Genomic DNA, 14,718 nt, shown 5'->3' on the forward strand with positions numbered 1-14,718 from the left:
CAAATTGATAATATTTATAAGGGAGAAAAAACATAATTAAATCTGCATTCTCATTATTTCTTTATATGCTTCAACGATTCTATTTGTAACTTCTGTTGTTAATTGTAACGAAAGAGAAGCCTTTTCTGCAGCAATCATAACTTGATGTATATCCGTTATATTGCCTGCGGCATAATCTGCTGCAACTTTATCAGCATTCTTTTGGATTGAATTTACTTCCTCAATTGCATCTTTTAATAATTTAGAAAAGTCTAAATTTTTATCTTCTTGTTTAGTTTTTTCTGGAGCTAATTTATTGGGGTCAATCCCATTTATTCCATTTATACCTTCTGTCATCAATGCTCACCTCCTTACTTATCTGCCTATTCCAAGGGCAGAATTGTACATGCTTTTGGCTGAATTTACAACCGCTGCATTCATCTCATAAGCTCTTTGGGCAGACATCATATCGACCATTTCTCGTAATACATTGACATTAGGATAACTAACGTATCCTTCAGCGTCTGCATCGGGGTGGTTAGGGTCATATACTAATCTAAAAGGTGAGGGATCCTCTACTATAGAAGAGACCTTCACTCCGCCAAAATTCCTATCTCCATTTGTACTTTCACTGAGTGCTTCTTGAAAGATTACTGCTTTTCTTCTGTAAGGTCCACCTTCTTCTGTCCTAGTTGTATCTGAATTAGCCAAATTCTGAGAAATAACGTCTAACCTAAATCTTTCTGCTGTCATACCGCTTGCAGCAATATCCAAAACCTTAAATAACCCATCCATCATTTACCACCTCTAATAGCTGTTTCATATCTTTGGATTGCATAGGTCGTCAATCTGGATAAAGTGTTGTATTTTAAGGTATTTTGAGTCATTCTTACCAATTCCATATCGGGGTCGACATTGTTTCCGTCATCTCTAAGCGATTTGGAATTATCTATTTGAATATTTGGTTGAATTTTTCCTAAAGATAAGGTATTATTTATGTGTTGGTCTCTATTCACTTTAAGAGTCAAAGCTGAATCTTCACTCAACGCTTTTTGTAACTCGTTTTCAAAATCAACGTACTTTCTTTTGTACCCAGGTGTTTCATAATTTGCTATATTTTGAGAAATCACATTTTGCCTTAAAGATAATGCATCCATAGTATTTGGAATAATCTGAAAATTGATATTATCAAACAATAATTTTCACCCACCTTTATTTTATCTATTTTATTTTTCTTTTCAAAAACAACATTTTCCTAAATAATGATTTTTAAATAATTAATTTGGAGGAAAAAAGATGAAAAAAATTTTTTTAATTGGGTTTTATGGGTACGGCAACTATGGAGATGATCTATTGTTAAAAAGTTTCTTACAAATATTAAATGAAATAAAATTCGATGGAATTATATTCTTACCTCTTGAAAACGAGTTGGAATTCGATGAAGAATATAGATTTCAAATAATCACTGTTCCAAGATTCAATTTCTACGAAATACGTAAAACTATAAAAGAGAGTGATGTTATAATTTTTGGAGGAGGAAACCTTTTTCAATCCGAAACATCTTACAGAAGTTTTATGTACTATTACTATATAGCCCACCTGGGGGAAAAATTTAATAAAACAATCTTACTGTTATCCCAAGGTTTTGGATCTTTTAACCAAAAACGAAGCCTCCAAAAATTAAAGAAAATCCTTTCTTACCCAAAACTTTACGCTAATTTGAGAGATGAAACATCTTATGTCTTTGCAAAAAAATACAATAAAAATATCTCTCTAGGTGTAGATGTAGGACCATATCCTTTTTTAAATTATACTTATAAAAAAACAGACAAAATATCAGTTTGTTTGAAAGAAGAACATGATTTACAGCTTTTAACAGAATTCTTATCAACTTTTGAACATTATACACTTTCCACTTTAGTAATAAATGCAACCCAAGACACATTAAAAAATTATGAATTAGTTGAAAACATTAGAAAAGAAACCAAGGTATCCGCTGAATTCCCTTTTAAAGACCCAAATAAAATAACCAAAGAAATTTCTCAATCTAAAATAATTATATCTGATCGTTTACACAGTGCTCTAACTGGAATCTTTTTTGCTGGGCAAACATTAACTTTCAACAATGTTAAGAATAGAAGAGTCCTAAAAAACATAAAGGAAGATTACAACTTTTTTTATAAAAGCACTCCTGAAATACCCTTTATCTATTACGACACCGTTTCTTCAAATTATGATTTCAAAGAAATTTCTGATATATACAAAGATAAATTACAAAAAACGGTGTTTGATATTAAAACACTCATTCAAAGTATCTTATAACCTGCAACTTCGAAGAATCGGTACAAAGTACCAAAACTACATTATCAGTAGGAGACTCAACGTCGATTGGATAATTGTAGGTATCAATTGTTTGATAGACGTTCGTACCCTCAATTACAAAAAGCTTATTTTCTATATGTGAGATAGCGAATAAGTATTGTCCATTGGGAGAAACAGAAATATCACTAATTGGTACATCATCTAAAATAACGTTGGTTTCACCAGAGGAGAGATCGTAGTAATAAACACCACCCATGAGAGAATTGCCCACAATATTATTTTTGTATATCTCAATGTTTGTAGTGTACCTTCCAAATTGAGCTATTTTAGGCTGTTTTCTGAAATCATTCCTATACAAATTGCCATTGTAATACGAAACCATATAAATGATTCCATTTGATCCTACAATATCTATAGGATGTTCTATATGGTTATAATTTACAATATAAGTATCATTATTAGGAATCAAAAAAAGCAAATCGGTTAAAAACACGTTGTTTTGAAAATTATCAAATAAAGGTATAAAAACTTGGTTGCCTATATTTCTAATTAACGGGCTATGCACAGGAAGGACCATTGATTTTTTTATAAACAGGTTGTAATCGACAATGTATAATTTAAAAGGATTTGTGCCTAATATGTACAATTCGTTGTTTATAAGTTTTATATTTACAGGTTTAGAATCTAAGATTAATTTTTGCATCACCTTGTTGTTTTTGATTTTTAGTAATTCTTTATTGTAATTATCAATAACATAAAAAAATTCTCCATCGAATGCTCCACCCATAGGTAAGATAGCTTGTGTAAACTCAATTTTTTCTAAAGTAAAGATATCTATAAAATGAGCTGTACCTTGGTAATCGGCAATTATCGCGTAATTTTTGCCCAAATCTATATGAAATGCTCTTTCCCCAATGTTGAAATTGTTGACTTCTAAAAAAATTGATTCTGAAAATAAAGACGCTGCCAAAAAAATAGATAGAACCATTAAGAAATGAAATTTTTTTGAAATATCAATCTCTCCTCTTATAAGTATTTTATAGGATTATTTTACCACATCAGATTTTCTCAATCAACATTTAATTACCTTAATTTTTTAATGAAAAAGCTCTTAATCATCTTTAATCGTTTTTAAAAGGATATAATTACTAATAATCAAGTATAATTAAGATAATCCAAGGTTGAACAACTACAAAAAAAATGATATAATAAAATCAATCATTTATTTGTTGTTCTAAATAATTACATAATTTGGAGGATAGAGATGAAGAAATTAGCCATTTTATTAATTACAGTCATTTTTTCTTTAACAGCTTTCACCCTCGATGTTGAAGCAGTTAGAGATGTTTATACATCGCTTATTCAAACCTACAACAGTGATGGTAATCTTTCCAACGAAGAATTCAATTCTTTTTTCCAAGAACTTAACAATTTAGGATTGTATAGATTTTATAGAACTCAAATGATAGGAAGTGCTGAATACGTTGATAGACCTACAAATATTCAAACTTATCTTTCTCAGATTTATGACAATGTAGAGTCTCAATTAACTACAATTGAAGAAAAATTGGCTTTTGCGGGATTCTTAGTGTATGTTCAATCCGATCTTTCTGGCGAACAAATTACACAAGAGATGATTAGATCTATGCCAGCCTACTTTGCAACCGTTCAAGATTATACAAGATCTTTAGAAAATGATGCTTTAACTTATTTTGGCAACGTTATTATATATTCTTTGGGAATTGTTGATACCGCTCCTTTCACTAATATTGAAAGATTCGAATCTAAGGCTGAGATTTTAGATAAAAGATTTTACATATATGAAGGGGAAGCTAATCCTGAACTTAATGAGATAATATTAGAAAATAGAGAAAGTTTAGAACAAGGAATTCAGCAGCTTGTACAATCTGGTATAACTGGAAGGCCACTCCAAATCGCGATAGATCAGCTCTCTTACAATTATGTCAATTCGCTAATAGATGAAACCAACCGCCAAGTACAACAAGTCACTCAAATATTTATTGAGGAAGGCAAGACTGGGACTAATATTTCTTTTATAAGAATTATCATCTATGCTGTTTTGATTCTTATAACTTTCTTATTTTTAAGAAAGTATCTTTGGGTGACAGCTTTAAGTATTTTTGGAGTTGAATTTGTCTATCTTCTGATCTTCTACAATCCTATAAAAGATACAATATCTTCCTTTCTATATGGAAGCTATATAGTTACTTTTGTGTTTTTGTTTTTAGCCGTTTTGCTCTTTAAAAGTTTCGGAAAAAAGACCAATTTTACAGAAAAAATTATAAACTTTTCCATCTTTTTCTTGGTGTTGCTTACTTTATTCGTACCCTCATATTATTCTTACGATCTTTTGATGCAAAATAATACTCAGTTTGATAATTCCACTTTTGAAGCTCAATTATTGAACGATGTTGTTGTTTACCCACATGCTCCATTTCATAAAACTATATCCAGTTTGAATTCATACTTAGGAAGCGAATACTCAAAAGTCAACACTTTTTATAGATCAACTTTTTCATCTTTTTTAGCTGATCTTTTGAACTCACAAGTTTTGTCAAACCTACAAGGATCATCGGTTCAAACAAATAGAGACGGCTTGAAAATTGATAAAGTACAAAATTACCGAAGTATACCACTTGATTTTTCAAAAGAGGTTATTGACTTTGTTAATTCATCAGAAATTGCAGAAAGAAATATCTATAATGAGTTAGACGCATTAAAAGTCCAAGCCAACGATGTGTTAAAATTTTCTGATGCAGAATTCGAATCTAAATTCATAGAAACTTCAAACCAACTCCTTCAATCTACTGATCTAATCGATCCCTTGTTACCCACTATAAAAGCCTTTTTTGACGTAGAAAAGGTCGACAAAATAAATTTAAGAGCCTATAACACTGTTTATGGTACAAAAATCTTTCTTTTGTTTTTTTTAAGTATAACGATTCTTGTCATTTTTGAAGAGAAAATCACAAAATTTGTTTCTTTAATATCTATGTATATAATAAGCATTCTTAGCTTCATACAAGTAACTCCCCTTCAGGTTTTCAGCCAAACTGGCTATCCTAGTATTCACACTGTTGACTACACTATAAACTATATATTTGGAATAATTTTATTACTTTTAACTTCTCTGTTGTTTGTTAGAAACTTTTACTTTCAAAAAAACAAGTAAATTTACCCAAAGGAGGTAGGAAAACATGAAAAAGTTGCTAGTTCTTAGTTTAATCAGTTTAATGTTTGTAAGTTCTTTCGCTTTAAAAGTTATTATGGTAACTGATGTGGGTGGTTTGGGAGACAAGTCTTTCAACGACGGAACATGGGCTGGAGTTCAAATGGCTATGGATCAACTTCCAAATGTTGAGGGAGAAATAATCATTTCCAAGGAACAAACTGATTATATTCCAAATCTAACCAACGCAGCTCAAAGAGGAGATGTAGTAATTGGAGTTGGATTTATGATGGCAGATGCCTTATTCAATATCTCCGCTCAATATCCAGATACATTTTTCATAGGAATAGATATAGAACCATCTCCAGGTCAAACGGTCCCAAACAATTTAGCCCTTTACACCTTCAAAGAACATGAGGCAGGCTTCTTAGGTGGATACGTAGCGGCTGCCATGACCAAAACAGGTAAGATAGGTTTCGTTGGTGGAATAGAAATACCCCCGGTCAAAAGATATGAAATAGGTTACAGAGCAGGAGTTGAAGCCTACAATCAAATCCATGGTTCCAATGTCCAAGTTTTAATCGGGTACGCTGCCAGTTTTGAAGACCCTGCAAAGGGCAAACAGTTAACCCTTTCTCAATACGACAACGGCGCAGATATCGTCTTTGCATGTGCTGGTGCAACAGGTAATGGTGTCATCGACGCAGCAAAAGAAAAAGGAATGTCTTTCTACGGTTTACCAGCAAATGCGCCTCTACAACAGGTTATAGATAAATATTATGAAAAAGGTGAGGGTTACTTCGCAATAGGAGTCGATGTTGATCAAGATTATATGGCACCTGGTTATGTTTTACTTAGTATCACAAAAAAGATCGATGTAGCAACTTTTGATGGTATCAACTCAGCTTTGTCAGCAAGATATTTTCAATCTGGACATAACAACTTAGGTATAGTCGATGACGGTGTTGGAATATCTCCAATGAAATATACCAAGGGACTTATACCAAACGAAGTAATAGCAGAATTGGCATATTTACAATCACTTGCCAAGGAAGGAAAAATCAATATCCCTCAAAGCGAAGCTGAATTAGGTTCCTTTAATGCAAGTAATATAGTTTTTCCATTCTAATTTACTCATTTATTGCAAATATGAGGCGGGATAAAATCCCGCCTATTTTGTAGATTATTTATCAAAGTTTGTTAAAACTTTTATTCCTGAAGTTGAAAGGAGGTTGCAGATGCCTCAAACAGAAAATATCCATGAAGAGTTAAATGACTATGCAGTATACATGAAAGAAATAACTAAAATATTTCCCAGGGTTGTTGCAAATGATAAAGTTACCTTTAAAGTAAAAAAAGGAGAGATTCATGCACTAATCGGTGAGAATGGCGCTGGAAAAACCACTTTGATGAATCAACTCTATGGTTTGTACCAACCCACAAGCGGCGAGATTTACATAAAAGGAAAAAAAGTTGATATCAAAGGCCCTTCTGATGCTATAGACAATGGTATAGGCATGGTTCATCAACATTTTATGCTGGTTGAAAATTTATCAGTTGCGGAAAACGTTGTTTTAGGAAACGAACCCACAAGGGGAGTTATTTTTAATTTTAAAAAAGCCAAAAAAGATGTTGAGGAATTGTCAGGAAAGTATGGACTCAAAGTAGATGTAGAAGCAAAGATCGAAGATATTCCTGTAGGAATGCAACAGAGAGTCGAAATAATTAAAACACTTTATCGTGGAGCGGACATTTTAATTCTCGACGAACCAACAGCAGTTTTAACCCCCCAAGAAACTCAAGAGCTCTTTGAAATATTGAGAAGTCTCAAAAAAGATGGTAAGACTATTATTTTCATTAGCCATAAATTGAAAGAAGTGCTGGAGATAAGCGATAATATTACCGTTATGAGACTTGGGAAGGTTACGGGTAACGTTAAAACTTCAGAGACAAACGAAAAAGAATTGGCTAATATGATGGTTGGAAGAGAAGTTGTTCTAAGTATAGATCGACCAGGTATAGAACCAGGAGAAGTACTTGTGAAAGTTGAAAATTTATGGGTAAAAGACAATAGAAAGTTAGATGCCGTAAGAGGTATTACCTTTGAAGTTAGAAAAAACCAGATTCTAGGGATCGCAGGAGTAGCAGGAAATGGACAGTCTGAACTCGCCGAGGCCTTAACTGGGCTCAGAAAAATAGAAAGAGGCAAGTACTATTTTCAAGGGAAAGAGGTCAGTAATTTATCTGTGAAAGAATTAAGAGAGCTAGGCATAGCTCACATACCTGAAGATAGACAAAAAAGAGGTATGGTTCATGAATTCCCAAATTATTTTAACCTAATTTTAGGTTCTCATGACAAACCACAATTTTCAGAAAGAGGATTCCTAAAATTTGATGGTATAAGGGATTTCTCCAAAGATCTCATTGAAAAATTTGACGTTAGACCACCTGAGATTGATATATATACAGGAAACTTATCGGGTGGAAACCAACAAAAAGTTATCATAGCGCGAGAAATTGGCACTTCACCAACATTTATAGTTGTTTCTCAACCAACAAGAGGATTAGACGTGGGAGCAATAGAATATGTTCACAAAGAATTGATACACTTGAGGCAAGAAGGAGTTGCTATTTTACTTATATCTATGGAACTCGACGAAATCTTGTCTCTATCTGATAGAATAATGGTTATGTATGAAGGAAAATCCATGGGTGAATTTGAAAATGGTCAATTAACAATCGAAGAGATCGGTTTAATGATGGCAGGAAAGAGTTTAGATGAAGTAAAATTAATGGAAGAGGCTGGAGAAATTAAAAGTCTATAAATAGGAGGCGCTAATAAAGTGACTTCTTCCTCAAAACTTATGAAATCAAGATGGATGTCTTTTCTAGTTCCTTTTTTAGCGGTTGTAGTTTCACTTTTAATTGCAGCAATTATAATTTTAGCCATAGGCCAAAACCCCTTAAAAGCCTATGGAGCTATGATTAAAGGCGCAGTTGGTAGCAGGCTTTCCTGGGCGGACAATATAACAAAAATGACAAGTTTGTTACTAACTGGTTTGGCTGTAGGATTTGGATTCAGAGCAGGAGTATTCAATATAGGTGCGGAAGGTCAAATGGCTATGGGTGGGATAATGGCGGTAGCGGTAGGACTGAGCTTAGGTAATGTCCCTTCTGCTATAGCAATACCTTTGACTATTCTGGCAGGGATGGCTGGAGGAGCCTTTTGGGCCTCTATAGCAGGGTGGCTTAAAGCTCAAACAGGTGCCCACGAAGTTATAACTACCATTATGTTGAACTGGATAGCTTATCATATTACCAATTATCTGGTAGCCGGACCATTTGCTGTAGGTGCAGGCGTTCCAAAATCCCCTGAAATTGCAGAAAGTGCTCAACTTCCTCCACTGTTAACAGTCCAAGCATCTACCATTCCTTCTAGTATTTTAATAGCCATCGTTGCGGCAATTGTTATTTATATAATATTAGAGAGAACAACAACTGGATATGAAGTTAAAGCTGTGGGATTCAATCCATATGCAGCAGAGTATGGAGGAATATCAATAAGTAAAAATATTGTACTTACAATGGCTATTTCAGGAGCGTTAGCTGGTTTAGCTGGTGCTTTAGAAGTTATGTCCGTTCATCATAGAATTTTTGGTGCATTTACAAGCGATAGAGGTTTTGATGGAATAACTATTGCATTGATCGGTCAAAACAATCCTATAGGTATTATTTTTGCAGCTTTTCTCATCTCCTCACTAAGATCTGGTTCAAATGCTATGCAAACTATAGGTGTACCAGATGATATTATTGTTGTTATACAAGGAATAATAATATACTTTGTCGCAGCGGATAGAATAATACGAACTTGGATCATAAAGGCTTCTCAGCTCGGAAAGAAAAAATCCCCTAATACACTTCAAGGTGGTGAAGATGAATGAATTGGTTTGAAGCTATATTTACCGCTTTTGCTTCACCTTTATTTTATAAATTAACGATTCTTTCTGCATTACCATTGATTTTTGCTGGAATTGGAGGAGTTTACAGTGAAATAACCGGCGTAACAAATATTGCTTTAGAAGGTATAATGAAATTAGGAGCCTTCATCGGGGTGGCTGTTACTTTTCTTACTGGAAACCCTTGGATTGGACTTCTTTTAGGTATGGCCGGAGGTTTACTTTTGGCATTTTTACATGCCTATGTTTCTATAGAATGGTCCGCAAATCAAATCGTTTCTGCCACAGCTTTGATTCTAATCGCTCAAGGATTCACTGGCTTTTTGATGAAACCTGTTTTTGGACAAGAAGGTCAAACAGACTTTGTTGCTAAAATCCCAACGGTAAAAATTGAGGCAATTCAAAACATTCCTTTCATTGGAGAAATTTTTGGAGAGATCAGTTCTTTCTTCTACATTGCAATAGTAGTAATCATTGGATCTTGGTTTTTACTTTACAAAACTCCTTTAGGCTTAAGAATGCGATCCGTAGGGGAAAATCCCAGGGCTGCTGATACGCTAGGTGTAAACGTAAAAGCGATAAGATACTTTGGAGTTTTAATGAGTGGAGTTCTTGCTGCATTAGGAGGAATGTATCTAGCCCTAGGTGATATAGGACAGTTTCAAGAACAGATGCCTGCGGGCAAAGGATTCATTGCCTTGGCAGCTATGATATTAGGCAATTGGAATCCTATTGGGACCATGTGGGCAGCTTTGCTTTTCGGCGCTGCAGAAGCTATGAACATTCAACTTCAAACTTTGATGGTTCTCCCTTCAGAAATCAAAGCTTTACTAAATTTATTGCCTTTCGTTTTGACTATAATTGTCGTTGGAGGATTTGTTGGTAGAACAAGAGCACCTGCAGCTGACGGAGTCCCTTACGAAAAAGAGTAAATAGTTATTTTCAAAGGTGGTTAAGATGAAAGAAAATATTGAAATAACTCTTTTAAATAAGTACAAAAAAATAATTGGAATAGATGAAGCTGGAAGAGGCCCATTAGCTGGGCCTGTTTTTGTTGGTGCTGTTGTTATAGAATCAAAAAAAGAGGGTGAGTTATTAGCAAAAATTGGAAAAGATTCAAAATCACTATCTCCAAAACAAAGGGAAAGAAGATACTTTCAAATAACGAGAAATTTTAAATATTATAGCAATTTTTCAACTTCACAATTGATAGATGAAATAAATATATTCAAGGCAACTGAGCTAGCAATGATTAAGTTATTAGAAAAAATCGTAGAGGAAAACGCCAACGATTATTATGTAATTATTGATGGAAAGTTCTTCAAACTTGATTATAACTACGATTGTATTGTCAAAGGAGATCAAACATCCCCTCTGATAGGAGCCGCATCTATTGTAGCAAAATACGAAAGAGATATATATATGAATCAACTACATGAACTATATCCTAATTATGGCTTTATAACCCATAAAGGCTATCCTACCAGGAAACACATTGAAAGCATAAAAAAGTATGGTATAATATCAGAGCATAGAAAAACATTTAATCCTATTAAGAGATTCATCGAAGAAGGAATTTTATGAGGAGGCAAATATCTTGAGGAAAAAAGCTCAACTATTGTTATTTTTTGTATTTCTTATTTCAACTATTCTTTATCCAAAAATAATCTATCAACCATTGGAGCAAGCAACCTTTGCAAAAGTTAATGAAGAAACACTTAGTGAAGAACTATTAATATCAAGATCTCAAATAGTTTACCTTTTGTCAGATATTTATAATTCTTATCCCGAGTTTTATTCTGTTTTAACAAGAACAGCTACAGGTGTTGAACTCATGAATACATATTTAGAAGATCAAGCTTTAAAAATAGTCAATCAAGTTCTTTTTATACAATTCGTCGAACAAAAAAACATAGATTTACAACGCAAACAAACGTGGAATAACATTGAGGAAAACTTTTCAAAAGCCTTTAAAGACGTTGGAATACCTGACGAAGAAATAGAAAATTATCTTCTCGCCTTAGGTTACACTTCAAAAACAAATTATTTAGAAGATGCATATTATTCAACATTATACAATAATTCTATAGCTGCGCTTTATACCAAAATTGTTCAAGAGGCAGAAGTAACCGACGAAGAAATTGCAAAGGAATATCAAAACAACAAAGCCATCTATAAATCTGATCCTGCAGCTGATATAAAGCTAATTGTATTCAATAGCACAGAAGATGCTTCTTACACATACAATCGTATTATTGAAGGTTATTACACATATGATGAAGTATTCGAACAAACTGATTCAGCTACCTCTATGAGAATAAATCTTAAAGATGATTCAAATTCGATTGTACAAACTGTGAAAAGCAATCCTCCAGGATTTATTACAACACCTCTTTTGTATGATTCGCAAAACGATACATATGCTCTTTTAAAAATAGAACGAAAATACCCAGAAAAACAGTTAACTTTTGAAGAAGCAAAAGACCAAATAATTTTTAACTTAAAAGACAAAAAAGCTCAAGAATATTTTGATAAAGTTTTACCAACTGAATTCCAAAAATTTCAAGAAGAATCTTCAATAATTCTCAATTCTGATATGTTTTGAAGGAGGCTTACACATGCCTGATATAGAAAAAGATAAAATCATAAATGCTCTGAAAGAGGTTTATGATATGGAAATTGGATTCGATATCGTTTCATTAGGTTTGATATACAAGGTAGATATAGATGAGAACAATAACGTTCATATATTGATGACATTAACCACCCCAATGTGCCCTTTGGCCGGTTTAATAATTGAAAATGCAAAAGAGAAGGTAAAAGAAATAGAACAAATCAACGATGTAGATATCGAACTTACCTTTGATCCCCCTTGGGATCCGCAGATGGCAAGTGAAGAAGTTAGAAATCTTTTGGGAATTTGAGGTAAGATAATGAAGATAACAGAGTTAGTAAGTAAAATTCAGGGGGAGTTTAAAATCTCCCCCTTTCGTATATTGAAAATATTATCAAAAATTGAAGATAAAGATATATCTTTTTTTCTTAAAGATTCAGAAGTAGAAATTTCTCACCAAACTTTCGATTTTTTACTTAAACATCTTAAAGAAGGGTATCCTATCGAGTACTTTACAAAAAAGGTTTCTTTTTTAGGAAATGAGTTTTTTGTAGATGAAAATGTACTAATACCCAGGATAGAAACTGAAGATTTAGTAATATTAGCAGTCAATCTTATAAAAAATAAAAATATAAAACATGTAATTGATATAGGGACAGGTTCTGGTGTGATAGCAATCTCGATAAAAAAACAATTACCAAAAATTAAGGTTCAGGCTTCTGATATTTCAGAAGCTGCGATAAAAGTAGCTCAATACAACGCTCAGAGATTAGGTGTCAATGTTGAATTTAAAATTGGTGATTGCTTAGATCCATTTTTGAAAGAGATTGAGGAAGTAGAATTGATAATTTCAAATCCTCCATATGTTGAAACTTCTTTTATAGAACAAAATTGTTTTTTAAGATATGAGCCTAGAATTTCTCTTGATGGGGGATACGATGGTCAAAGTTTTTTTAAAAAGATATCTAAATATTCTCACCTTTTAAAATCTAAATATCTCTTGTTCGAAACCAGTGAATTTACTGTAAAAAAAACGGCTGAAATTCTATCAACAATAGGAAAAGTTCAAATTTTGCCTGACTCTTTTAAGAAAGAAAGATTCATCTTTATTTCTCCTCATTATTAAACAAACTTAGAACAAGCATTATCTCACCTACACCAATTTTCAATTCCTTAGCTATCTCTTGAGGGGTATAGCCATTTTTGGACAACTCAAGAATTTTGTTAGTTTTGTCGTATTTATAGTTAACATTATCTTTACTTATATTTATATTTTTATCTTTAGCCATATCGATATTTGATGGAATATTTTCTTTCTTTGACGAGATGTTGGGAACTTCTTTGATTTTCTCAAATATCATTTTTTCTTCTTCTGGTGTCAACTTCACCAAATGGTTAGAAACATCTAAAGCAGTATTTGTATTAATAAAATCAACCAACTCTTTGCTTGACATATTCAGCTTTCGTGAAAGCTCGTAAACCCTTACCTTATCGTCTTTGTCAACTATGTCTTTTTGATCTTCATCATTCTTTTGATCTTCTAAGCTTTTTGAAGGTTGGAGCTTATTTTCTAACTCCTGCCTCTTATACGAATCTAATTTTCTTTCTAAATCTGTCAACAATGAAAAAGTTTTAGCATAAGCATCATCTAAATCTTTCATAAGTTGATCAACCAATTCTATTTTATTATCTAAGGCCCTTAATCTTGTGGAGGTTATCTTTTGAAATCTTGCTAAATAGAGGTTTTTTTCTTCCTCAAAATTTTCATATTTTTCCCCTGTCTCGTTATTTTCTTGTAAAAAGTTGCCTAAACGGATCATAAGAAAAATATTAACAATTGATATTGTGAGAGAAAGGACAACTAATAAATATAAAATAACCATTACAATTCCCCCATTTTTACGATAGTCTATTTAGATTGGAATTCTATCGTGGGATAACCTAATGCCCCGGTATAGGAATAGCCTATAACATTCTGGTCTATATAAGTGGGAGTAGGATTTACACTTAAGACTTCCCAACCATAAGGATAATGAATACTTACAGTCACTTCCTCATTCTGAGCACTTAAAAGTTGTCCAGAAAGAGAAAATTCAATATTTCCTCTATCATTTCTATAAACCAACCCTTCCAATTTAACCGTTTCATTCACATAAATCCTTGGAGAATTGGAATTTACGGTTGACTCATAAGATAAAACCACAAAATCTCTTGGGATTTGTTCTTTTAAATTATCCAAAGATTGTTGAAAAAGAGAAAGCTTTTCTTCATCGGGGGTGTTAAACCCTTCTACCAAGGTTTCGTAATCTCTCTCGTTTTCTGTTAGTATTTCTACTTTGGTTGCAAAATCCACGGAAAGGTCTTCGTAAATAGTAAATGTAATATCTCTTGATATTACTTGAAACTGAGGCTGAAGATTTCTGTACATAAAAAATTGAAAAATAGCTAACCCAGCAAAGAAAATTAATGTTATGATTATGAAATTAAAGCTATTACCCCTTTTTTGTTTTTGATCGTTAGCCATGTGATTCCTCCTAATAAATGATCTTTAACCTGTTGATTATTTTTTATTATAACATAAATCAAGTGTTTTTTTTAAAGGTACAAAAATTTAGTCAATACCCCGTACAGATTTCTCCCTTTCACCCCCTAGCCTT

16 protein-coding genes are annotated in these 14,718 nt (G+C 32.9%); 10 read left to right on the forward strand and 6 right to left on the reverse strand.

From position 1 onward, the window contains the following. Positions 1 to 36: 36 nt before the first annotated feature. From fliE to flgB, 3 genes are read right to left on the reverse strand one after another with little or no spacing between them, the layout of a single operon-like run. Positions 37 to 336 (reverse strand): flagellar hook-basal body complex protein FliE, encoded by a 300-nt coding sequence (fliE, locus tag NAAC61_RS05745; RefSeq protein WP_012209477.1) that lies wholly within the window; start codon positions 334 to 336, stop codon positions 37 to 39. Between the two features lie 18 nt (positions 337 to 354). Continuing rightward, positions 355 to 777, reverse strand: coding sequence for a flagellar basal body rod protein FlgC (flgC, locus tag NAAC61_RS05750; protein WP_012209476.1), 423 nt, complete (start codon positions 775 to 777; stop codon positions 355 to 357). Then, positions 774 to 1,175: a flagellar basal body rod protein FlgB gene (gene flgB, locus NAAC61_RS05755; RefSeq protein WP_012209475.1), complete on the reverse strand. Its 402-nt coding sequence runs from the start codon at positions 1,173 to 1,175 to the stop codon at positions 774 to 776. Before flgB ends, flgC begins: the two co-directional genes overlap by 4 nt. A gap of 100 nt (positions 1,176 to 1,275) precedes the next feature. Here flgB and NAAC61_RS05760 point away from each other — a divergent pair, with 100 nt between their 5' ends. Beyond that, a complete protein-coding gene (locus NAAC61_RS05760; RefSeq protein WP_012209474.1) occupies positions 1,276 to 2,301 on the forward strand; it encodes a polysaccharide pyruvyl transferase family protein in 1,026 nt (341 codons plus the stop codon). Here the strand turns inward: NAAC61_RS05760 and NAAC61_RS05765 are convergent. Next, positions 2,282 to 3,271, reverse strand: a complete 990-nt coding sequence (locus NAAC61_RS05765; protein ID WP_147429918.1) for a WD40 repeat domain-containing protein — start codon at positions 3,269 to 3,271, stop codon at positions 2,282 to 2,284. The genes NAAC61_RS05760 and NAAC61_RS05765 overlap by 20 nt on opposite strands. A gap of 294 nt (positions 3,272 to 3,565) precedes the next feature. Here NAAC61_RS05765 and NAAC61_RS05770 point away from each other — a divergent pair, with 294 nt between their 5' ends. From NAAC61_RS05770 to NAAC61_RS05810, 9 genes are all read left to right on the forward strand, one after another. Beyond that, positions 3,566 to 5,494 (forward strand): hypothetical protein, encoded by a 1,929-nt coding sequence (locus NAAC61_RS05770; RefSeq protein ID WP_202695480.1) that lies wholly within the window; start codon positions 3,566 to 3,568, stop codon positions 5,492 to 5,494. A 25-nt stretch (positions 5,495 to 5,519) separates the two neighbouring features. Beyond that, positions 5,520 to 6,620 carry a BMP family lipoprotein gene (locus NAAC61_RS05775; protein WP_121959644.1) on the forward strand — a complete coding sequence of 367 codons (1,101 nt, stop codon included), beginning with the start codon at positions 5,520 to 5,522 and terminating at the stop codon, positions 6,618 to 6,620. Positions 6,621 to 6,729: 109 nt separating this feature from the next. Beyond that, positions 6,730 to 8,316: an ABC transporter ATP-binding protein gene (locus NAAC61_RS05780; RefSeq protein WP_121515367.1), complete on the forward strand. Its 1,587-nt coding sequence runs from the start codon at positions 6,730 to 6,732 to the stop codon at positions 8,314 to 8,316. A 39-nt stretch (positions 8,317 to 8,355) separates the two neighbouring features. Beyond that, a complete protein-coding gene (locus NAAC61_RS05785) occupies positions 8,356 to 9,432 on the forward strand; it encodes an ABC transporter permease (RefSeq protein WP_041534425.1) in 1,077 nt (358 codons plus the stop codon). After that, on the forward strand, positions 9,429 to 10,379 hold the full coding sequence (locus NAAC61_RS05790; RefSeq protein ID WP_012209468.1) for an ABC transporter permease: 951 nt from the start codon (positions 9,429 to 9,431) through the stop codon (positions 10,377 to 10,379). The genes NAAC61_RS05785 and NAAC61_RS05790 overlap by 4 nt, the downstream gene beginning before the upstream one ends. Before the next feature lie 25 nt (positions 10,380 to 10,404). Continuing rightward, a complete protein-coding gene (locus NAAC61_RS05795) occupies positions 10,405 to 11,031 on the forward strand; it encodes a ribonuclease HII (protein WP_012209467.1) in 627 nt (208 codons plus the stop codon). Between the two features lie 13 nt (positions 11,032 to 11,044). After that, positions 11,045 to 12,052, forward strand: a complete 1,008-nt coding sequence (locus NAAC61_RS05800; RefSeq protein WP_121959643.1) for a peptidyl-prolyl cis-trans isomerase — start codon at positions 11,045 to 11,047, stop codon at positions 12,050 to 12,052. Positions 12,053 to 12,065: 13 nt separating this feature from the next. Beyond that, positions 12,066 to 12,371 (forward strand): metal-sulfur cluster assembly factor, encoded by a 306-nt coding sequence (locus tag NAAC61_RS05805; RefSeq protein WP_012209465.1) that lies wholly within the window; start codon positions 12,066 to 12,068, stop codon positions 12,369 to 12,371. Between the two features lie 9 nt (positions 12,372 to 12,380). Continuing rightward, positions 12,381 to 13,187: a HemK/PrmC family methyltransferase gene (locus NAAC61_RS05810; RefSeq protein ID WP_103065465.1), complete on the forward strand. Its 807-nt coding sequence runs from the start codon at positions 12,381 to 12,383 to the stop codon at positions 13,185 to 13,187. Here NAAC61_RS05810 and NAAC61_RS05815 read toward each other — a convergent pair. Both NAAC61_RS05815 and NAAC61_RS05820 read right to left on the reverse strand, forming a co-directional pair. Beyond that, positions 13,168 to 13,944, reverse strand: coding sequence for a DUF6115 domain-containing protein (locus tag NAAC61_RS05815; RefSeq protein WP_202695481.1), 777 nt, complete (start codon positions 13,942 to 13,944; stop codon positions 13,168 to 13,170). The two genes, NAAC61_RS05810 and NAAC61_RS05815, sit on opposite strands and share 20 nt — an antisense overlap. 26 nt (positions 13,945 to 13,970) lie before the next feature. Then, the gene (locus tag NAAC61_RS05820) at positions 13,971 to 14,585 is read right to left on the reverse strand and encodes a DUF4897 domain-containing protein (RefSeq protein ID WP_103065463.1); all 615 of its coding nucleotides are present in this window, start codon (positions 14,583 to 14,585) and stop codon (positions 13,971 to 13,973) included. Between the last annotated feature and the right edge of the window lie 133 nt (positions 14,586 to 14,718).

The organism is Petrotoga sp. 8T1HF07.NaAc.6.1, from assembly GCF_016772115.1.
In the GTDB taxonomy this organism is placed as follows: domain Bacteria; phylum Thermotogota; class Thermotogae; order Petrotogales; family Petrotogaceae; genus Petrotoga; species Petrotoga mobilis.

Excerpts from the sequence above, each read along its gene's own strand:
- NAAC61_RS05805 (WP_012209465.1), top strand. The coding sequence starts at position 12,066 with ATGCCTGATATAGAAAAAGATAAAATCATAAATGCTCTGAAAGAGGTT.
- NAAC61_RS05820 (WP_103065463.1), bottom strand. The coding sequence starts at position 14,585 with ATGGCTAACGATCAAAAACAAAAAAGGGGTAATAGCTTTAATTTCATA.
- NAAC61_RS05815 (WP_202695481.1), bottom strand. The coding sequence starts at position 13,944 with ATGGTTATTTTATATTTATTAGTTGTCCTTTCTCTCACAATATCAATT.
- NAAC61_RS05785 (WP_041534425.1), top strand. The coding sequence starts at position 8,356 with ATGAAATCAAGATGGATGTCTTTTCTAGTTCCTTTTTTAGCGGTTGTA.
- NAAC61_RS05775 (WP_121959644.1), top strand. The coding sequence starts at position 5,520 with ATGAAAAAGTTGCTAGTTCTTAGTTTAATCAGTTTAATGTTTGTAAGT.
- NAAC61_RS05790 (WP_012209468.1), top strand. The coding sequence starts at position 9,429 with ATGAATTGGTTTGAAGCTATATTTACCGCTTTTGCTTCACCTTTATTT.
- NAAC61_RS05810 (WP_103065465.1), top strand. The coding sequence starts at position 12,381 with ATGAAGATAACAGAGTTAGTAAGTAAAATTCAGGGGGAGTTTAAAATC.
- fliE (WP_012209477.1), bottom strand. The coding sequence starts at position 336 with ATGACAGAAGGTATAAATGGAATAAATGGGATTGACCCCAATAAATTA.
- flgC (WP_012209476.1), bottom strand. The coding sequence starts at position 777 with ATGATGGATGGGTTATTTAAGGTTTTGGATATTGCTGCAAGCGGTATG.
- NAAC61_RS05795 (WP_012209467.1), top strand. The coding sequence starts at position 10,405 with ATGAAAGAAAATATTGAAATAACTCTTTTAAATAAGTACAAAAAAATA.
- NAAC61_RS05770 (WP_202695480.1), top strand. The coding sequence starts at position 3,566 with ATGAAGAAATTAGCCATTTTATTAATTACAGTCATTTTTTCTTTAACA.
- NAAC61_RS05780 (WP_121515367.1), top strand. The coding sequence starts at position 6,730 with ATGCCTCAAACAGAAAATATCCATGAAGAGTTAAATGACTATGCAGTA.
- NAAC61_RS05760 (WP_012209474.1), top strand. The coding sequence starts at position 1,276 with ATGAAAAAAATTTTTTTAATTGGGTTTTATGGGTACGGCAACTATGGA.